The 19638-nt window shown below is 70.0% G+C and carries 19 protein-coding genes and 1 other RNA gene; 15 read left to right on the plus strand and 5 right to left on the minus strand.

Annotated elements, in window-relative coordinates:
* The first annotated feature begins 56 nt into the window (after positions 1-56).
* A complete protein-coding gene (locus AC1MGR_RS22515; RefSeq protein WP_108038528.1) occupies positions 57-320 on the plus strand; it encodes a PepSY domain-containing protein in 264 nt (87 codons plus the stop codon).
* Positions 321-366: 46 nt separating this feature from the next.
* On the opposite strand, the gene AC1MGR_RS22520 is transcribed toward AC1MGR_RS22515, so the two are convergent.
* A complete protein-coding gene (locus tag AC1MGR_RS22520; protein WP_480233017.1) occupies positions 367-834 on the minus strand; it encodes a DUF5991 domain-containing protein in 468 nt (155 codons plus the stop codon).
* 241 nt (positions 835-1075) lie between these two features.
* On the opposite strand from AC1MGR_RS22520, the gene ffs reads away from it, so the two are divergent.
* The 5 genes from ffs to AC1MGR_RS22545 all read left to right on the plus strand — a co-directional run bounded on the left by ffs (position 1076) and on the right by AC1MGR_RS22545 (position 6032).
* An RNA gene (gene ffs / locus AC1MGR_RS22525) (signal recognition particle sRNA small type) lies at positions 1076-1172 on the plus strand.
* Between the two features lie 68 nt (positions 1173-1240).
* The gene (locus AC1MGR_RS22530; RefSeq protein ID WP_480233018.1) at positions 1241-3121 is read left to right on the plus strand and encodes a DNA polymerase III subunit gamma/tau; all 1881 of its coding nucleotides are present in this window, start codon (positions 1241-1243) and stop codon (positions 3119-3121) included.
* A 67-nt stretch (positions 3122-3188) separates the two neighbouring features.
* Entirely contained in the window at positions 3189-3509 is a 321-nt protein-coding gene (locus AC1MGR_RS22535; protein WP_480233019.1) for a YbaB/EbfC family nucleoid-associated protein, read from the plus strand.
* A gap of 176 nt (positions 3510-3685) precedes the next feature.
* Positions 3686-5530, plus strand: a complete 1845-nt coding sequence (locus AC1MGR_RS22540; RefSeq protein ID WP_480233020.1) for a CHASE3 domain-containing protein — start codon at positions 3686-3688, stop codon at positions 5528-5530.
* 154 nt (positions 5531-5684) lie between these two features.
* A complete protein-coding gene (locus tag AC1MGR_RS22545; RefSeq protein ID WP_480233021.1) occupies positions 5685-6032 on the plus strand; it encodes a hypothetical protein in 348 nt (115 codons plus the stop codon).
* Between the two features lie 64 nt (positions 6033-6096).
* Here the strand turns inward: AC1MGR_RS22545 and AC1MGR_RS22550 are convergent, their stop codons facing one another.
* Positions 6097-7713: a phosphoenolpyruvate carboxykinase gene (locus tag AC1MGR_RS22550; protein WP_108038576.1), complete on the minus strand. Its 1617-nt coding sequence runs from the start codon at positions 7711-7713 to the stop codon at positions 6097-6099.
* Between the two features lie 416 nt (positions 7714-8129).
* Here AC1MGR_RS22550 and recR point away from each other — a divergent pair, with 416 nt between their 5' ends.
* The 4 genes from recR (at position 8130) to truA (ending at position 11146) form a co-directional block, all read left to right on the plus strand.
* Positions 8130-8735, plus strand: coding sequence for a recombination mediator RecR (gene recR / locus AC1MGR_RS22555; protein ID WP_108038518.1), 606 nt, complete (start codon positions 8130-8132; stop codon positions 8733-8735).
* Between the two features lie 106 nt (positions 8736-8841).
* Positions 8842-9357 (plus strand): peptide deformylase, encoded by a 516-nt coding sequence (locus AC1MGR_RS22560; RefSeq protein ID WP_480233022.1) that lies wholly within the window; start codon positions 8842-8844, stop codon positions 9355-9357.
* A 24-nt stretch (positions 9358-9381) separates the two neighbouring features.
* Positions 9382-10311, plus strand: coding sequence for a methionyl-tRNA formyltransferase (fmt, locus tag AC1MGR_RS22565; RefSeq protein ID WP_480233023.1), 930 nt, complete (start codon positions 9382-9384; stop codon positions 10309-10311).
* 19 nt (positions 10312-10330) lie between these two features.
* A complete protein-coding gene (gene truA / locus AC1MGR_RS22570; protein WP_480233024.1) occupies positions 10331-11146 on the plus strand; it encodes a tRNA pseudouridine(38-40) synthase TruA in 816 nt (271 codons plus the stop codon).
* Here truA and dapE read toward each other — a convergent pair.
* The gene (dapE, locus tag AC1MGR_RS22575; protein ID WP_480233025.1) at positions 11143-12336 is read right to left on the minus strand and encodes a succinyl-diaminopimelate desuccinylase; all 1194 of its coding nucleotides are present in this window, start codon (positions 12334-12336) and stop codon (positions 11143-11145) included. The genes truA and dapE overlap by 4 nt on opposite strands.
* 112 nt (positions 12337-12448) lie before the next feature.
* Here dapE and AC1MGR_RS22580 point away from each other — a divergent pair, with 112 nt between their 5' ends.
* On the plus strand, positions 12449-13231 hold the full coding sequence (locus AC1MGR_RS22580; protein WP_480233026.1) for a HesA/MoeB/ThiF family protein: 783 nt from the start codon (positions 12449-12451) through the stop codon (positions 13229-13231).
* A 31-nt stretch (positions 13232-13262) separates the two neighbouring features.
* Here the strand turns inward: AC1MGR_RS22580 and AC1MGR_RS22585 are convergent, their stop codons facing one another.
* Positions 13263-15110, minus strand: a complete 1848-nt coding sequence (locus tag AC1MGR_RS22585) for an ABC transporter transmembrane domain-containing protein (RefSeq protein WP_480233027.1) — start codon at positions 15108-15110, stop codon at positions 13263-13265.
* 178 nt (positions 15111-15288) lie between these two features.
* Here AC1MGR_RS22585 and rpmE point away from each other — a divergent pair, with 178 nt between their 5' ends.
* Positions 15289-15543 (plus strand): 50S ribosomal protein L31, encoded by a 255-nt coding sequence (gene rpmE / locus AC1MGR_RS22590; RefSeq protein WP_055948879.1) that lies wholly within the window; start codon positions 15289-15291, stop codon positions 15541-15543.
* A gap of 139 nt (positions 15544-15682) precedes the next feature.
* Here rpmE and rcdA read toward each other — a convergent pair whose 3' ends face one another.
* Positions 15683-16213 carry a protease adaptor protein RcdA gene (rcdA, locus tag AC1MGR_RS22595; RefSeq protein WP_108038504.1) on the minus strand — a complete coding sequence of 177 codons (531 nt, stop codon included), beginning with the start codon at positions 16211-16213 and terminating at the stop codon, positions 15683-15685.
* A gap of 643 nt (positions 16214-16856) precedes the next feature.
* On the opposite strand from rcdA, the gene rpmH reads away from it, so the two are divergent.
* The 3 genes from rpmH (at position 16857) to yidC (ending at position 19522) form a co-directional block, all read left to right on the plus strand.
* Entirely contained in the window at positions 16857-16991 is a 135-nt protein-coding gene (rpmH, locus tag AC1MGR_RS22600) for a 50S ribosomal protein L34 (RefSeq protein ID WP_055947927.1), read from the plus strand.
* A 100-nt stretch (positions 16992-17091) separates the two neighbouring features.
* A complete protein-coding gene (gene rnpA, locus AC1MGR_RS22605; protein ID WP_480233028.1) occupies positions 17092-17676 on the plus strand; it encodes a ribonuclease P protein component in 585 nt (194 codons plus the stop codon).
* Positions 17669-19522: a membrane protein insertase YidC gene (gene yidC / locus AC1MGR_RS22610; RefSeq protein ID WP_480233029.1), complete on the plus strand. Its 1854-nt coding sequence runs from the start codon at positions 17669-17671 to the stop codon at positions 19520-19522. Before rnpA ends, yidC begins: the two co-directional genes overlap by 8 nt.
* Positions 19523-19638 lie beyond the last annotated feature (116 nt).

Genomic DNA, 19638 nt, shown 5'->3' on the forward strand with positions numbered 1-19638 from the left:
GGGTTGAGTGGTTCGATGGGGGTCAGAAACATTTCTCAACACGACAGGGAGACATTATGTCGATCAAGCTCACGGGCCTCGCCGCCCTCGCCCTCGGCGTCGCCTTCACCGGCTCCGCCTTTGCCGACCGGAAGCCGACCCCGGAGGAGCAGACCAAGATCGAGGCTGTGCTGAAGCAGGAAGGCTTCACCAAGTGGAAGAAGATCGAGGTCGAGGACGACGAGATCGAGGTCGACGACGCCATCGACGCCAACGGCAAGCAGTTCGATTTGGAGCTCGACCCGAAGACCTTCGCCATCGTGAAGCGCAAGGCCGAGTAGGTCTACGCTCCGCAGGGATCCGTTTGCCGGATCATTGCTCCGGCCTTCAGCCCTTGCGGGTGAAATAGGTGCTGGCCGGCGCGGCCGAGCCGGCACCACTCGGATTGAGCGCCCGCCACTGCGTCAGGACGGCATCGCCGCCCCGGCGCATCTCGAACAGGTTCGTCCCGACATCGTAGAGTCGCGTGCCGTAGGCGTTCACCGTGCGTCCATCGCCGAAGGTGTGGAAGGCGACGGACACGCTCTCGGCCGTACCGCTCGCCTTGCAGACGATGGTCTCGTCGGTCTGGAAGCCCTCGATCCGCAGCAGGCAGTCCCGGTTGCCGCGTCCCGGAGCGATCTCGAGCTCGTAGGTGACGACGATCGGCGATCCGCCGACGGTACGCCCGCCATCGTGCTCGTAGAGGTAGCGCCCGGCCCAGGCTCCCGGCGCTTCGGGCGCGGCGGATGCCGCCATCAGGCCCGCCGCGAGGCAGGTGGACACCAACAGGCTCAAGCCGAACCGCCGCGTCATCGGCGTCTCCCTCTTCATCGATACAGGCAGGACCAAGATGCTGGCGCAGGGATCGGGCGATTTGCGGGCACGCCGCGACCGCCTCCCCGGCCCGCCGGCCCGCCGGCCACGGCCTGTCGCGGGCTGCCCGCGGAAGCCCAAGTGCCGTTGGATACCTGGAGTTCGGTTGGAATACCCCGAGACCGGCTGGAATACCCGGAGTCCGCTTGCATCCGTCGCGCGCGGCGGCCATATAGCCCTCGGGAGGTTGGCGAGGGACGTTTCACTCGCCAACCGGGTCAGGTCCGGAAGGAAGCAGCCCTAACGAGACCGAGCGGGTCTTCGTCCAGCCTCCCACCTCGATCGATGCCTCGGGCTCGCGTGGCGGCACCCTCCGACCGGAGCCGCACCAACCCAGCAAGGCGGCATGGACGCGACCTCCGGTCCCCTGAGCGATGCCGGGCTCCTGCCCGGCCTTCCCGAGCCGACCCCGGCCGCCACACCCTATCGGGTGCTGGCGCGCAAGTACCGGCCGCAGAACTTCGACGACCTGATCGGCCAGGGCGCCATGGTGCGGACGCTGGCCAATGCCTTCGCGGCCAACCGCATCCCCCAGGCCTGGATGCTCACTGGCGTGCGCGGCGTCGGCAAGACCACCACCGCCCGGATCCTGGCCCGCGGCCTGAACTACGTCCGCGACGGCCATCCCGATACCGGCCCCACCATCGCGATGCCGGAGCTCGGCCGCCACTGCCAGGCCATCATGGAATCCCGGCACATGGACGTGCTGGAGATGGACGCCGCCTCCCATACCGGCATCGACGACGTGCGCGGCATCATCGACGGCATCCGCTATTCGCCGGTCTCCGCCCGCTACAAGGTCTACATCGTCGACGAGGTCCACATGCTATCGGAGAAGGCGTTCAACGCCTTCCTGAAGACCCTGGAGGAGCCGCCGCCGCACGCCAAGTTCGTCTTCGCCACCACCGAGATCCGCAAGGTGCCGGTGACCATCCTGTCCCGGTGCCAGCGCTTCGACCTGCGCCGCGTCGAGGCCGAGACCCTGGTCGGGCATCTCGCGCGCATCTGCGCCGCCGAATCCGTCGAGGCCGACGCGGAGGCGCTGGCGGCGATCACCCGGGCGGCCGAGGGCTCCGTGCGCGACGCGCTCTCGCTCCTCGACCAGGCGATCGCCCACGGGGCCGGGCTCGTCAGCGCCCAGAGCGTGCGCGACATGCTGGGGCTGGCCGATCGCGGCCGCATCGTCGACCTGTTCGAGGCGGTGATGCGCGGCGACATCCCGGCCTCCTTCGCGGAGGTGCGCGGGCAGTACGAGGCCGGCGCCGACCCGGCCGTGATCCTCTCCGATCTCGCGAGCTTCACCCACCTCGTCACCCGGCTGAAGCTGGTGCCGGAGGAGGCCGCCGCCGACCCGACCCTGAGCGAGGCGGAGCGGTCGCGCGGAGGCGACTTCGCGAAAACGCTCTCGATCCGGGTGCTGTCGCGGGCCTGGCAGATCCTCCTCAAGGCGATTCCCGAGGTGCAGACGGCCACCCGCCCCCTGGCGGCGGCCGAGATGGCCCTGGTGCGCCTCGCCTACGCGGCCGACCTGCCGACTCCGGACGAGGCCCTGCGCCAGATGAAGGCCCAGGCGCTGACGGCCCCCGCGGCGGCCTCCGGTGCCGCGGCCCAGGCCCTCGCCCCGTCGCCGTCCCCGGGGCCCGCCATGGCCGAGGCCCGCCCGGCCCTGCCGCCGATCCCGACCTTCTCCGCGGAGGCGCCGCCGCCGCGCCCTGCCCTGACCATGGCGGCCAATGGTGGCGGCGCGCGCCCGGCCCTGGCGAGCCCGGCGCCCGCGCCGCAGCCCGAAGGGCCACGCCTTCTCCGCTTCACCGACGTCGTCGCCCTGGCCGATACCAAGCGCGACATCGGCCTCAAGATGGCCCTGGAGCGTGAGGTCCACCTCGTGCGCTTCGAGGAGGGCCGCATCGAGTTCCGCCTCGCCGAGGGCGGGCGCCAGAGCATCGCCAACGATCTCGCCCGCGCCCTCGACGCCTGGACCGGCCGGCGCTGGATCGTCGCCCTGTCGAAGGAGGCCGGCGACCCGACCCTCGACGCCACCGCGCGCGCCGCCACCGAGACCCGCCACCAGAACGCCGCCGCCCATCCCCTGGTCCGCGAGGTCCTGGCCCGGTTCCCCGGCGCGCAGATCGTCGACGTGCGCGACTTGGCTCCGGAAGGGTCGCCGGCGATCGAAGCCGCGCCCACCGGCGAGGCCGAAACCGACGAGCCCGACGACGAGGCATAGCCTCCGGGGCCGCGGCGCCCCAGATGGGGTCCATCACGGTTCCGGAACGACAGAGAGGGCAGACCCGATGCGCGACCTCATGGGCATCATGAAGCAGGCTCAGGCCATGCAGGAGAAGATGGCCTCCCTGCAGGACGAACTGGACACTATCGAGGTGTCCGGTGCGTCGGGCGGGGGCGCCGTCCGGGTGACGATGACGGCCAAGGGCCTGGTGAAGGGCGTGCAGCTCGACCCCGCCATGCTCGTGGCCGACGAGCGCGAGATCCTCGAGGACCTCATCGTGGCGGCCGTCAATGACGCCCGCGGCAAGGCCGAACAGGTTGCAGCCGAACGGATGGCCGAGCTCACGAAGGGCCTGCCGATCCCCCCGGGCATGAAGTTGTTCTGACGCCGTCAATCCGGCAATTCAGCAACATCGATCACAATTTGGTCGTCGAAGCGTTGCCATAAGGCCGACGGAGTGGAACGTTGGGGATCTAACGTCCTCCCGCCGGCCGGATCATGAACTTTGATGCGCCTCGTCTTCGGGCTTCATCGATACAGCCCAAGGCTGTACCCGGACGATTGAGGGACATCGCGCCCCTGGTCATCGGATTTCTGCTTCTGATCGCAACGGTTGCGGCGACGGCCAGTCTGGTTGCGGAGCAGGATGCGAATCGTGCCGAGCTCCGCCGCAGCGTTCGAATCCGGGACGCCATCTTCACCCTGTATTCCGGCATCCAGGATGCCGAGTCGGGACAGCGCGGGTATCTCCTCTCGGGCGACGAGACCTACCTCAAGCTCTACGAGGACGCCGTCGCGCGTACGCCGGGCCGCCTGTCCACGATCGCCGAAGCCGTGGCGCGCAATCCCGGCATGGCGGCGATCATCGCCCGGCTCAGCCGCGCCGCCGAGACCAAGCTCGCGGAAATGCGGGAGACCGTCGCCCTGCGCCGCGCCGACCAGGTCGAAGCGGCCCTGGCTCGCATGCGCTCCGGCGAGGGCAAGCACCTCATGGACGAGGTCCGCTCGCTCTTCGGGGAGGCGCAGGCCGACAATTACAGCCGCCTGATCAGTCGACAGGAACAGGCGGGCGAGGCTGCGCGCCAGGTGCAGCTCGCCGTCGCGGCGGCCGTGGTCCTGATCGTCCTCCTGGGCGCCTACGCGGTGGTCGACGCGAGCCGGCGCCACCAGCGGACCCTGCGCGCCCACGCGGCCCTGCAGGAGGCGAACGCCTCCCTGATCGAGGCCGCCGCCACCCGCGACATGCTGGAGGACCGCCTGCGGCAATCCCAGAAGATGGAGGCCCTCGGGCAGCTCACCGGCGGCCTCGCGCACGACTTCAACAACATGCTGGCGATCATCATCGGCAATCTCAGCCTCCTCAAGCGGCGGCTGGAACGCGGTGAGCGCGCGGTGGAGCGCTACGCCGAGCAGGCCCTGAAGGGCGCCGACCGGGCGGCGACCCTCACGCACCGGCTGCTCGCCTTCGCCCGCAAGCAGCCCCTGGCCCCGGAGGCCATCGCCTGCAACCGCCTCATCGCGGCGATGTCCGACCTGCTGCGCCGCAGCCTCGGCGAGTCCATCCGGATCGAGACCGTGGCGGCACCGGCGCTCTGGACCACGCAGGCCGATGCGAACCAGCTGGAGAACGCGATCCTCAACCTCGCGGTGAACGCCCGCGACGCGATGCCGAAGGGAGGCCGCCTCATCATCGAGACCGACAACGTCCATCTCGACGAGGCCTATGCCGCGCAGAATCCCGGCGTTCCCGCCGGTCCCTACGTCCTCGTGGCCCTGACGGACACCGGCAGCGGCATGCCGCCCGACGTCGCCGCCAAGGCTTTCGATCCGTTCTTCACGACGAAACCCGTCGGACAGGGTACCGGACTCGGTCTCAGTCAGGTCTACGGCTTCGTTCGCCAGTCCGGCGGCCACGTGGCAATCTATTCCGAGCCCGACCGCGGAACGACGGTCCGACTCTACCTGCCGCGCCATTTCGGCGACGCCGCCGAGATGGAGCGCGTGACGCCGACGATGCTTCCGGAGGGCTCGGCCCGGGAGGTGATCCTGGTGGTCGAGGACGAGGACGGGGTACGGGACCTCGCCGTCGAGGCCCTGCGCGACCTGCGTTATACCGTGATCCACGCGGAGGGCGCGAAGGACGCCCTGCAGATGCTCGACACGCATCCCGAGATCGCGCTGCTGTTCACCGACGTGGTCATGCCGGAGGTCAACGGCCGTGAACTCGCGGAGGCCGTCCACGAGCGCCGGCCCGACCTGCCGGTCCTCTTCACGACCGGCTATACCCGCAACGCCATCGTGCATAACGGGCTCGTCGACGCCGACGTGCAGTTGCTGGCCAAGCCCTACACCCTGGAGCAATTGGCCCTGAAGGTACGCCAGGCGATGGTGCGCGAGGCCGCCTGAGCCAGCCCGCGGGGGTCCTGTCGGCGGGCCGGCATGCCGGATCCAGGGGCAGAGACAAGATCCGCACCGGGATCAACCTGTTTGTGGCCGATAGCCCCGCTTTTCACCGATCGGAGTCGGTGTGTCTTAACGGATGCCCGTGTCTGCTGGGGGCATGGATGAGCATCGCAACGCCGTTCGGGCCCTGACGCATCTGTCCGGTCGTGTCGCCCTCGACGGGACATCGGCCGAGACGACGCCCTGCCTCGTGCGAAACCTGTCGCCCATCGGGGCCCGCGTCGCCTTCTGCACGGAGGTCGAGGTTCCGGACAGCTTCGACCTCTTCCTCGATCCGGGCGATACCGCCTATCGGGCACAGACGATCTGGTCGAGCGGGACCGAGGTCGGCGTCCTCTTCCGCGAGGCGCGGGAGAATGCCCCCGAGGTCCTGTGCGACGATGTCATGAGCGACGATGTCCTGCCCGGCGACGCGTTCGCGGGCGGCGCGATCCCGAAACCGTAGCACCCGCGTCGAACCCCGTGCCGGAACGCGGATGCCCTGCGCCCGCGCCTCGGACGGCGCGCGGTCAGGCGGCCGCGGAGAGCACCGGCTCGGCCGCGCGCACATCGGCGTCCACGTGGGCGGCGAAGCGCTTGAAGTTCTCCTGGAACATCGTGACGAGGCGCGTCGCGGTCTCGTGGAAGGCCGCCTTGTTGGTCCAGGTCTCGATCGGGGACAGCACCTCCGTCTCGACGCCCGGCACCGCGACGGGCACCTGGAAACCGAAATAGGGGTCGCGGCGGAACTCGACATTCGCCAGCGAGCCGTCCAGGGCGGCCGTGAGCAGCCGGCGGGTGACCCGGATCGGCATGCGCCGCCCGGTGCCGACGCCGCCTCCGGTCCAGCCGGTGTTCACGAGCCAGCAATCGACCGCGTGATGGGCGATCAGGTCCCGCAGCAGGTTGCCGTAGACGCTGGGGTGGCGCGGCATGAACGGCGCACCGAAGCAGGTCGAGAACGTCGCCTCGGGTGCGGTCAGCCCGCGCTCGGTGCCGGCGACCTTGGCGGTGTAGCCCGAGAGGAAGTGGTACATCGCCTCGGCGCCGGTCAGCTTGGCGATCGGCGGCATCACGCCGAAGGCATCGCAGGTGAGCATCACGATGTTCTTCGGGTGCGCGGCGCGCCCCGTGGCGCTCGCATTGGCGATGAAGTCGAGCGGGTAGGCGCAGCGAGTGTTCTCGGTAAGCGAGGCGTCGTCGAAATCCGGGATCCGGGTCTCGGGGTCGATCACCACGTTCTCCATCACCGTACCGAAGCGCTCGGTGGTGGCGTAGATCTCCGGCTCGGCATTGCGCGAGAGGCGGATGGTCTTGGCGTAGCAGCCGCCCTCGAAGTTGAAGATGCCGTCCCGGCTCCAGCCGTGCTCGTCGTCGCCCAGGAGCTGGCGCGAGGAATCGTTGGAGAGGGTGGTCTTGCCGGTGCCGGAGAGGCCGAAGAACAGGGCCGAGTCGCCGGCCTCGTCGAGGGCCGCGTTGGCCGAGCAGTGCATCGGCATCACGCCAGCGCCGGGGAGCACATAATTGAGGTACGTGAAGACCGACTTCTTCATCTCGCCGGCATAGGCCGAGCCGCCGATGAGGACGAGCTTGCGCGCGAAGTCGATGGCGATGACGGTCTTCGAGCGGCAGCCGTGGCGGTGCGGCTCGGCCTGGAAGCTCGGCAGGTCGATGATCGTCAGCTCGGGCACGTAGCCCGCGAGGGACGCGCGATCCGGCCGGATCAGCAGGTTGCGGATGAACAGCGAGTGCCAGGCGAGCTCCGTGTACACCCGCGCGTTGACCCCGTGCGCCGGGTCGGCCCCGCCGCGCAGATCCTGCGCGAAGAGCTCGCGGCCCTCGGCATGGGCGAGGAAATCGGCGTACAGGGTCTCGAACTGCTCGGGCGTGATCGCGCCGTTGTTGTCCCACCAGATCTCGTTCTCCGTGGCGGCGTCGCGCACCACGAACTTGTCCTTGGGGGAGCGACCGGTGTGGGACCCGGTGGTGGCCACGAAGGCGCCGCCGCGGGCCAGCTGTCCCTCGCCGCGGGCCAGGGCTTCCTCGTAGAGGCGGGGAACCTCGAGGTTCCAGTGAACCGCCTTCAGGTTGCGCAGCCCGATGGCTTCGGAACCGTGCGCTGCATTGAACTCGCCAATATTGGTCACGCTCATCTCTCCTCGGGCACCTGATCGCGTCGCCACCCATCACGGGAGCCCTGTCGGCTCTCCGTATTCGTTCGGATCTCGAGCGTCCGCGTGGTTGGTCAGGTCCACCGCGCGCAGGTTCACCGCTCGAAATCCGCGCCCCTCCTGCATAGAGACGGAGGATTTGCCGTCAATCCGCCTGTTGGCCAACAAAAAAACTTACATGAACAGGATTACCGCCCAAGTGTCCTTTGAAGCAGGCTCGCGCAGGGCGCTTTTCGGCGCCTTTCGGCGGCGGCGGGGGCGAAATTCCGGGCCGAAAACCCTATGTCAGAACTTGCGGCACAGCCCGACCCGCACCGCCGCACCGTCTCTTCCGCCCGCCTGCTGCGCCCTCCGCCGCTCGGGTGTCCCAACCGTCACGAGAATTTGCGTCCATGGCACAAGCCGTCGCCGGTCCCGAGATCGAGCGCCTGATCCAGCTTCTGGCCCGCATGCCGGGCCTGGGGCCTCGTTCCGCCCGCCGCGCCGCCCTGCAGCTCATCAAGAAGCGGGAGACGCTGCTGGCACCGCTGGCGGATGCGATGCGGGTGGCCTCGGAGCGCATCGTCGTGTGCCAGACCTGCGGCAACGTCGATACGCGCGATCCCTGCACGATCTGCTGCGACGAGAGCCGCGACCCAGCCACCCTGGTCGTGGTGGAGGACGTCTCGGACCTCTGGGCCCTGGAACGCTCGGGCGCGGTGACGGCCCGCTACCACGTCCTCGGCGGCGTGCTCTCGGCCCTCGACGGCGTGCGGCCCGAGCACCTGAACCTCGACAGCCTCGTGGCCCGCGCCGCCGACCCCGCCATGCGGGAGATCATCCTGGCCCTGAACGCCACCGTCGACGGGCAGACGACCGCCCACTACGTCACGGAATCCCTGAAGGCGCACGGGCTCAAGGTGACCCGCCTCGCCCACGGCGTCCCGGTCGGCGGCGAACTCGACTACCTCGACGAGGGCACCCTCACCGCCGCGATCCGCAGCCGCACACCGTTCTGAGGCCGCACCGCGCGGAACCGGTATTTGACCGGCCTCCGGCGCCCCCGTATCTGCGGGGGCTCAAGGCCGCCGCCCGCCCCGCACCCGTTTCAAGTCCGATCGCCCCATGACCATCCGTCCCCTCGTGATCCTGCCCGATGCGCGCCTGCGCCTTGCCTCCGAGCCGGTCGGCCCCGTGACCGACGAGATCCGGACGCTGGCCGCCGACATGCTGGAGACCATGTACGACGCGCCCGGCGTCGGCCTCGCGGCGATCCAGATCGGCGTGCCGAAGCGCGTCGTCACCATCGACACGTCGAAGGACGAGAACGACCGCCAGCCGCAGGTCTTCCTCGACCCGGAGATCGTCTGGGCCTCCGAGGAGAAGCGGATCTACGACGAGGGCTGCCTGTCGATCCCCGAATTCTACGGGGAGGTCGAGCGGCCCGACCGCGTGCGGGTCCGCTTCCGCGACCTCGACGGGCGGGAGCAGGAGATCGAGGCCGACGGGCTGCTGGCCACCTGCATCCAGCACGAGATCGACCACCTCGACGGCGTCCTGTTCATCGACCACCTGTCGAAGCTGAAGCGCGACCGGGTGGTGAAGAAATTCGCCAAGGCGGCCAAGCGCGGCGACGTCTGAGGCCGGCGGCGGAGGTCAGGAGCCATGCGCGTCGTCTTCATGGGCACGCCGGATTTCGCCGTGCCGACCCTGGCGCGCCTCGCCGCCGACGGCCACGCCATCGCGGCGGTCTACACCCGTGCGCCGGCCAAGGCCGGACGCGGCATGGCGCTCAAGCCCTCGCCCGTGCAGGTCATGGCCGAGAGCCTCGGCGCACCGGTCCTGACGCCCGCGAGCCTGAAGGGTCCGGACGCCGCCGGGACCTTCGCGGGCCATGACGCCGACGTCGCCGTGGTGGTCGCCTACGGGCTGCTCCTGCCGCAGGCGATCCTCGACCTGCCGCGCCACGGCTGCCTCAACCTGCACGGCTCGCTCCTGCCCCGCTGGCGCGGTGCGGCCCCGATCCAGCGCGCCGTGATGGCCGGCGACGCGGAGAGCGGCGTCGGCATCATGCGGATGGAGGCCGGCCTCGACACCGGCCCCGTGGCGCTGGAGGCTCGAATTCCCATCACCCCCGGCATGACGGCGGGACAGCTGCACGACGCGCTGATGCCGCTCGGCGCCGACCTGATGGCGCGGGCGCTCCGGGACCTGGAGGGGGGCACCCTCGCCTTCACGCCCCAGCCGCAGGACGGCGTGGTCTACGCCCACAAGATCACCAACGACGAGGCCCGCATCGATTGGAGCCGGGCGGCGCGCGCGGTCGCCGACCACGTCAACGGCCTGTCGCCCTTCCCCGGCGCCTTCTTCGAGGCGGATTTCGGCAAGGGGCCGGAGCGCGTGAAGGTGCTCTCGGCCGAGGCCGTCCCGGGTGCCGGCGTCCCCGGCACGCTCCTCGACACGGAGGGGACGGTCGCCTGCGGCGAAGGGGCCGTGCGCCTCACCGCCCTGCGCCGCGCCGGCAAGGGCGGCGTCAGCAGCGGGGCGGAATTCGTGCGCGGCACCCACGCGAGTCCGGGGACGCGGCTGGCATGACCGCGCCGGGCCACGCCTGATGCCGCGCTACAAGCTCGTCATCGAGTACGACGGCAGCCCGTTCTGTGGCTGGCAGCGGCAGACCGCGCAGCCCTCGGTGCAGGGGGCGATCGAGTCGGCGGTCAAGCGCTTCTCCGGTGAGGCAGCCGGCCTCACCTGCGCCGGACGCACGGATACGGGCGTCCACGCCACCCATCAGGTGGCGCATCTCGACCTGGACCGGGACTGGCGCACCGACGTGGTGCGCGACGCGCTCAACGCGCACCTGCGGCCGAACCCGGTGGCGATCCTCAGCGCCGAGATCGTCGGCGCCGATTTCAACGCGCGCCACTCCGCCACCCGCCGGCACTATCGCTACCGCATCCTCAACCGGCGCAGCCCCCCGGTGCTCAACCGCGCCCATGTCTGGCAGGTACCCTGGCCCCTCGATGTGGACCGGATGCGCGCCGCGGCCACGCGCCTCCTCGGCCTGCACGACTTCACCGCCTTCCGGGCTGCCGAGTGCCAGGCGAAGAGTCCGATCCGAACCCTCGACCAGCTCGACGTCGCGTGCAGGCCGATGGCCCTGCACGACGAGATCGTCGTGGCGACCTCGGCCCGCGCCTTCCTGCATCACCAAGTCCGCTCGATGGTCGGCACCCTGATGCTGGCCGGCAGCGGGCGTCTGAGCGCCGACGACGTCGGCGACATCCTGGCGAGTCGGGACCGCAGCCGCTGCGGGCCGTTGGCCCCGGCCTGCGGGCTGACCCTGGTCGGCGTGGATTACGGCGCTCACGCACCCCCGGGTCAGCGCGACGACGATAACCCGGATGGTGACGTGGAGCGGACGGCCTAACGCGGCGCAAAATACGCCGCCAGCACGCGCGTGTAGATCGCCGTCAGCCGGTTCAGGTCGGCCACCGGCACGCACTCGTCGGTCTGGTGCATGGTCTGGCCGACGAGGCCGAACTCGATGACCGGGCAGGCCTCCTTGATGAAGCGCGCATCCGACGTGCCGCCCGTGGTCGAGAGCACCGGGCGGCGGCCGGTCTCCGTCGTGATGGCGCCGGCGACGAGCTCGGTGAAGGCGTCGGGCTCGGTGAGGAAGGCGGGGGAGTTCGAGGGCAGCAGGTCGAGGCTGTAGCGCACGCTGCGGCCCGCCGCAGCGTCGAGGCGGGCGCGGATCTCGGCTTCGAGGGTCTCGGCGGTCCAGCGGTCGTTGAAGCGGACGTTGAAGGTGCCGCGTGCCTCGGCCGGGATGACATTGGTGGCCGTGTTGCCGACATCGAGGGTGGTGAATTCGAGGTTCGAGGCGCCGAAATGCTGGGTGCCGCCGTCGAGCGGCGCGGCGAGGAGCGCCGAGGCGAGGCGCAGCAGGCCGGGAATCGGGTTCTCGGCGAGATCCGGATAGGCGACGTGGCCCTGGCGGCCGTGCACGCTCAGGCGTCCCGTGAGCGAGCCGCGCCGGCCGATCTTGATCATGTCGCCGAGGGAATCCGGGTTGGTCGGCTCGCCGAGGAGGCAATGGTCGAAGCGCTCGCCCCGGGCACGGGCCCATTCGAGGAGCTTCACCGTGCCGTTGATCGCCGGCCCCTCCTCGTCGCCGGTGATGAGGAAGCCGATCGAGCCCGGAACGTCCGGGCCGGCCACGTCGAGGTAGTCGAGGACGGCGGCGAGCATGCAGGCGATGCCGCCTTTCATGTCCACGGCCCCGCGTCCATACAGCACCCCGTTCTCCACCGTCCCGGCGAAGGGACCGTGGCGCCAGCGGGAAACATCGCCGGGGGGCACCACGTCCGTATGGCCGGCGAACAGCAGGTAGGGCGCACGCGTGCCGATGCGGGCGTAGAGATTGTCGATGTCGGGGGTGCCGGGTTCCGAGAAGCGCGGGCGCTCCACGGTGAACCCCGCCCCTTCGAGGATGCCGGCGAGCCAAGCGAGCGCGCCCCCCTCCTCCGGGGTGACGGAGGGGCAGCGGATCAGGCCCTGGGCGAGGGCGAGGGGAGAGCGGTCGAAGGGAGAGCGGTCATGGGGCGCGTTCGGCACGGGCGGGACTCTCGCGTGATGTCCGGGTGCGGAGGGCCATAGGCGCGGGCGCGCGGGGGTGCAATTCGCGGCCGGGCTTTCGCCGCGCGGCGGCGGGGCTTATCTGCGGAGCATGGCCCTCTCCCCCGACGAAGTCGAACGCTATGCCCGCCACCTCGTCCTGCCGGAGGTCGGCGGCCCGGGCCAGGCCCGGCTGAAGGCCGCCCGCGTCCTGGTCATCGGGGCCGGCGGTCTCGGCGCGCCCCTGATCCAGTACCTCGCCGCCGCCGGGATCGGGACGGTCGGCATCGTCGACGACGACACCGTCTCCCTGTCGAACCTGCAGCGGCAGGTCATCCACGGGACCCCGGATATCGGCCGGCTCAAGGTCGAGAGCGCAGCCGAGGCGGTATCGCGCCTCAATCCGCACGTCGCGGTGGAGGCGCATCCGACCCGGCTGACGCCGGAAAACGCCCAGGCGCTGATCCGCGCCTACGACGTGGTCGCGGACGGGTCCGACAACTTCGCCACGCGCTACGCGGTCTCGGATGCCTGCTTCCACGCCGAGCGTCCGCTGGTGACGGCGGCCCTCGGGCGCTTCGACGGCTCGCTCACGACGCTGCGCCCCTACGAGGCCGACGCGCGCGGCCGTCCGAACCCGACCTATCGCTGCCTGTTCCCGAACCCGCCCCCGCCCGGAAGCGTCGCTCCCTGCGCCGAGGCCGGCGTGCTCGGGGCCCTCGCGGGCATCATGGGCTCGCTGATGGCCCTGGAGGTGATCCGCACGGTGACGGAGTTCGGCGAGCCTCTCGTCGGCCGGCTCCTGATGGTTGATACCCGCGCGATGCGGTTCGAGACCCTCGGCTACGCCTGGGACGAGGCCAATCCACTTAACGGGACCGGCGCGGAGGGCTGATCCCCCCCGCGCGCGGTCGCGCCTCTCCGGCCTACTCCGCCGGCAGCGCATCCACGAGCGGCCGGGAGTCCCGGGCACGCGGGCCGTCGTCGTGGGCATCGGTGAACTGGAGTGCCGCCAGCTGCGCATACAGGGCGCCCTGGGCCAGCAGGCTCTCGTGCGTGCCGCTCTCGACGATCCGCCCGTCGTCGAGGACGAGGATGCGGTCGGCCTTGCGGATCGTGGCGAGGCGGTGCGCGATGACCAGGGTGGTGCGCCCGCGCATCAGGGTGTCGAGGGCGGTCTGCACCGCGCGCTCGCTCTCGGCGTCGAGGGCCGAGGTCGCCTCGTCGAGGAGGAGGATCGGCGCATCCTTGAGGATCGCGCGGGCGATCGCCACCCGCTGGCGCTGGCCGCCGGAGAGGGTGACGCCCCGCTCGCCCACCGTGGTGGCGTAGCCCTGCGGCAGGGCCCGGATGAAGCCGTCCGCATGGGCGAGCTCGGCCGCGCGCTGGACCTGCGCCTCGGTCGCCTCGGGCCGGCCGTAGCGGATGTTCTCAAGGACGGAGCCGGAGAACACCGTCGGGTCCTGCGGCACCAGGGCGAGGCGCTCGCGCAGGCTGTCCGGATCCACGCGGGCGATGTCGACGCCGTCGACCCGGATGAGACCGGATTGTGGGTCGTAGAAGCGCAGCAGCAGTTGCAGCACCGTGGTCTTGCCCGCGCCGGAGGGCCCGACGAGGGCCACCCGCTCGCCCGGCGCGATGGTGAAGCTGATGCCGTCGAGGGAGGGATGGTCGGGCCGGGTCGGGTATTGGAAGCGCACGGTCTCGAAGGCCACCGCCCCCTTCGGAGGCACCGGCAGGGACAGCGGATCGGCCGGGATGCGGATCGTCGATTCGGCCGCCAGGATCTCGCCGAGGCGCTCGGCGGCGCCGGCCGCCTGGGCGAGCTCGCCGTAGACCTCCGAGAGCTGCCCGAGGGCGCTCGCGCCGAACACCGCGTAGAGCACGAACTGCGAGAGCTGGCCCGCCGTCATGGTACCGGCCAGGACCCCTTGCGCGCCGTACCACATCACGCCCACGACGCTGGCGGAGATGAGGAAGATGGCGACGCCCGTCAGGAGCGCCCGCGCCTGGATCGAATCGCGCGCCGCCGCATAGGCGTTCTCAGCGGCCGCGGCGAAGCGGCTCGCCGTCGTTTGGCCCATGCCGAAGGCCTGCATGGTGCGGATCGCGTTCACGGCCTCGGCGGCATAGGCCGAGGCGTCGGCGAGGCGATCCTGCGCCGCCCGGGAGCGGCGCCGCACGCCGCGCCCGGAGAGGATCAGCGGGAAGACGATCAGGGGAATCGCCGCGAGGACGAGCACGGACAGCTTCGGGCTCGTGATGACCATCATCACCACGGCGCCCGTGAACAGGAAGGCGTTGCGCAGCAGGATCGAGATCGAGACGCCGAAGACGGCCTTCACCTGCGTGGCATCGGCGGTGAGGCGCGAGATGATCTCGCCCGAGAGCGAGCGGTCGAAGAAGGCGGGGTCGAGCTGGGTCAGGCGCCGGAACACCGCGGTGCGGAGATCCGCCACCACGCGCTCGCCCAGCGTCGCGACCGTGTAGTAGCGCGCCCCGCTGGAGAGGGCGAGCACCGCCACGACGCCGATCAGGGCGGCGAAATAGGTGTCGATCACGCCCTGGCCCTCGGGCGAGAAGCCGTGGTCGATGACCCGGCGCAGGGCGATCGGGACCACGAGGGTCGCGCCCGAAGCGGCGAGGAGCGCCAGGAACGCCGCGAGCATCCGGCCGCGATAGACCATCGCGAACGGGATCAGCGGGCGGAGCGAACCGAGCGGTGCCTTCGGCCGGGCCTCCCCGGGAATTTTCTTGTCACGGCCGCGAGCCATGGTGCCTCGTCATCGTTGGTCTTCCAGGAAAAGCGACCGTCCGGCGGTCTCTTCGAGCGGCGCACGCTTGTCGGGCGAAGGTGCGTGAGGTATAGGCGCGCCTTCATCCGATTGCGCGTGATCTATGGCCGCGGGCCGCCAGACGGGCCGGTCGGCTTGGCTATTCAAGGATTTCGTCATGGCAAAGAGCGCGGCCGACAAGGCCAAGGGTACCGAGCATCCCGACTATCACTTCATCAAGGTCGTGATGACCGACGGGTCCGAGTACATGACCCGGTCGACCTACGGCAAGGAGGGCGACACCCTCAACCTCGACATCGACCCGAACACCCATCCGGCCTGGACCGGTGGCGAGCAGAAGATGCTCGATCGCGGTGGTCGCGTCTCGCGCTTCAACTCGCGCTTCGGCGCCCTCTCCTTCGGCAAGAAGTAAGGCCACCGTCGATCGTCGTCGCGACGACGCGGCGGCGATCTCGGACAACGCAGAACGGGCGGCTCCCCCGGAGCCGCCCGTTCTACGTTTCGGGTCCTCGTCCCGCCGCCCGGCCCGAGGCCGGGCGGTGACGCCGGAGTCAGGCGGAGGCGGCACCGAAGGCCGAGCGCAGCAGGCTCAGCTGGGCGACGACGGGGCTCTCCTGCGGCTGCGGGGTGGGACGCTCGTCGGCGATCAGGCCGTCGAGATGCAGGATCCGGCTGTGCAAGCGGCGCGACCGCACGATGAGGTCCTGCAGGGTCGGCGGCAGAACGCCGAACACGTCGCTCCGGAAGGTCTCGGGCGTGGTCAGGCGGACGCGGGTCTTCTCCTGCATCGCCTCGGCGGGGGTCAGCTCGCCTTCCGACACCGCGCGCTGGACGAGGAGCCAGGAGGCGATCTGCATGAGCCGGGTGGTGAGGCGCATGCTTTCGCTGGCGTAGCTCAGCGTGCCATCGCGGGACATCAGGCGGGATTCCTCGCGGCCGGTCCCGTCGAGATAGGCCGCGGCCTCCTCGACCAGGGTCATGCCCTCGCGGAAGAGAACCTTGAAGGCCTCCGAGGTGACATAGGTGTCACCGAAATTCACCCAGTCGCGCTCGTCCCGGAACATGACGTCGAACCCGCTCATGGTGCCTCCTGTGCCGCGACCGGACCGATGGCGTCCCGAGATGGGACGACGGCGGCGCGTTTGCAGCTGTCTGCGCAACTCTAGCGCCGAACGCGACGGCCCGCGGGCTTTACCCAATGTTAACGTTAACGGAGACGTTCGGTGCCAGGCCCGATGCGGCCGCCGGCGGGCCATCGGGCTCAAATCTTCGCGCGTGCGAAGGCTTGGAATCTTCGCGCGTGCGAAGGCCTGGAGCGCGCAGGAAATCCCGGGAGTAGACGCCCCTGGAACGAAAAAAAGGCCGCCCTTCCGGGCGGCCTGAAACGCGAGTTTCGGGAGCAGTTCAAGCGAGCGAATCAGGAGACCCGCGCGTCGTCCGGGAGAACCGGACAGGATCACAGGATGGCGCGGATGGGTTAACGGATGGTATACGGAATGCCGTCCTTTTCTGTACCGAGCCTCCCGGATCCGGGTCCGGATCCTGCCGTTTCGGCACGCTCCGGAATTGACTTGGGCGGGACCTTGCCCCATAAGCCGCGCCATCGCGACGCGGCGCCCTTGAGCGGCGCTGTTCGCGCTTGCAGACACATTTCAGGGCGAGTGAATATCCGGCGCGGCCTTCGGTGCGGCCCGGATCGATCCTCGGCCATTCGGAGATCGCGCCATGAAGAGAACCTACCAGCCCAGCAAGCTCGTGCGTAAGCGTCGCCACGGCTTCCGCGCCCGCATGGCCACCGCCGGCGGCCGCAAGGTCATCGCGGCCCGTCGCGCGCACGGCCGCAAGAAGCTCTCGGCCTAAGAGATCGGCGGCGCCGTCACGGGCGGCGCGCCACATCATGAGTCTGGCCAACGGCCACAGGACCCGCTGCGAGATCGGACCGGCCGGGATCGGATTGGCCATGTCATCGGCCCCACCGACGATCGGGCGGCTGACGCGACGCTCCGAGTTCCTGGCCGCGGCCGGCGGACGTCGCTTCCACAACGAACGCCTGTCGGCGCAGGGCCTCGTCCGCGCGATGGAGGCGTCCTCGGACGTCGCTCCCGGCGACCCGGCGGGCGACGGCCTCCGGATCGGCTTCACCATCACCAAGCGGGTCGGCCACGCGACGGAGCGCAATCGCATCCGGCGGCGCCTGCGCGCGGCCGTGGCCCAGGCGGCCGGCGATCTTCCGGTGCGCCCGGCCGACGTGGTGCTGGTGGCCCGGCGCCCGGCCCTGCACGCCCCTTTCGAGACCCTCCTCGACGACCTGCGTCGTGCCGTCGCCGTGGTGACGAAGCCGCAAGGTCCGAAATCCGAGGCCTCCGATCCGCGGCCCGCCCGGCGGGGACGCGGCAAAGGCGCGCCCGCGTCTGGCGCATCGGCGGCGGCTCCGGTATTGGCCTCGGGCGCGACGGGCTCCGCCGCGCGGGCCGGTCATGGACCGGCCCGCGCGAATGCGCCCTCCCCTTCTCCCAACGCATGCGACGGACCGACCGATGGGTAATGACAAGACGAACATGATCGTCGCGATCGCCTTGTCGCTGGCGGTCCTGCTCGGCTGGAACTATTTCATCGCCGCCCCCCGCGTGGAGCAGCAGCGCCAGGCCGCCCTGCAGAACAAGGCCGCCACCCAGCCGGCCGGCCCCGACGGCGTGCCGAGTGCCAGCCCGAAGGAGGGCGGCCCGGCCAATCCCGTCCCCGGAACCCTGCCGGGCGCCACGGGCGCCGGCGGCGGCGTCGTCCCCCGCGAGACGGCGATCGCGCGCTCCCCGCGCGTGACCATCGACACCCCGGCGCTCGCTGGCTCCATCGCCCTGAAGGGCGGTCGCATCGACGACGTCTCGCTGAAGAACTACCACGAGACCGTGGACGACAAGAGCCCGCGCATCGTGCTGCTCTCGCCCACCGGCACCGAGAATCCCTACTACGCCGAGTTCGGCTGGGTCGGCCAGAACGCCGGACCGCTGCCCAACGGCGACACCCTCTGGACCGCCGACGCCACCACCCTGGCGCCGGGCAAGCCCGTGACGCTGAGCTACGACAACGGCGCCGGCCTGCTGTTCAAGCGGGTCATCGCCGTCGACGACAAGTTCATGTTCACCGTTCGCGACGAGGTCGAGAACAAGGGCGGCAACGCGGTCTCCCTCTATCCCTACAGCCTCGTCTCGCGCTGGGGTAAGCCGCACACCCAGGGCTACTACGTGCTGCACGAGGGCCTGATCGGCGTCCTCGGCGCCGACGGCCTGCAGGAATACACCTACGACCACCTCGCCAAGGAGCCGGCGCTCGGCAATGCCAGCACCAAGGGCAAGACCTGGGCGGGCGTGACCGGCGGCTTCGTCGGCATCACCGACAAGTACTGGGCCGCCGCCGCCATCCCGGATCAGGCGACTCCCTATACCGGCAGCTTCACCGAGCGGACCGACGGCGCCACCAAGGTCTATCAGGCCAACGTCCTCGGCAACGTGCAGGTGATCCAGCCCGGCGCCTCGGCGGCCGCGACCCAGCAGCTCTTCGCCGGCGCCAAGGAAGTGAACACGGTCAACGCCTACCAGGCGAACCAGAACATCAAGCAGTTCGACCTGCTGATCGACTGGGGCTGGTTCCACTTCATCACCAAGCCGATGTTCCGGGCCCTGGACTTCTTCTTCCACCTGTTCGGCAACTTCGGCGTGTCGATCCTGGTGGTGACCTTCTGCCTGAAGCTGCTCTTCCTGCCGATCGCGAACAAGTCGTACCAGTCCATGGCCAAGATGAAGGCCGTGCAGCCGGAGATGGCGTCGATCCGCGAGCGCTATGCCGACGACAAGATGAAGCAGCAGCAGGCGATGATGGAGCTGTACAAGAAGGAGAAGATCAACCCGGTCGCCGGCTGCTGGCCGGTGCTGATCCAGATCCCGGTCTTCTTCGCGCTGTACAAGGTCCTGTTCATCACCATCGAGATGCGGCACGCGCCGTTCTTCGGCTGGATTCAGGATCTGGCGGCGCCGGACCCGACGAACATCCTCAACCTGTTCGGCCTGCTGCCCTTCGCGGCGCCCGACTTCATCCACCTCGGCATCTGGCCCATCATCATGGGCATCACGATGTTCATCCAGATGAAGATGAACCCCGCGCCGCCGGACCCGGTCCAGGCGCAGATCTTCACCTTCATGCCGATCGTGTTCACCTTCATGCTTGGCTCGTTCCCGGCCGGCCTGGTGATCTACTGGGCCTGGAACAACACCCTGTCGGTGATCCAGCAATACGTCATCATGCGGCGCAACGGCGTGAAGGTGGAGCTGTGGGACAACCTGCGAGGGATGTTCCGGCGCAAACCCGCCGACAAGAACGCCGTCGCCAAGAGCTGATCGCAGCGCTGAAAGCCGGACCGAGCCGGGCCCCGACGCCCGGCATGGCGCGCGACCTTCCAACCGGTCCTCTCCGTTTCGCGACGGGGAGGACCGTCCTGTTTCCGGCGTGTCGG

The sequence above is a fragment of the Methylobacterium sp. BI1 genome (genome assembly GCF_056680125.1).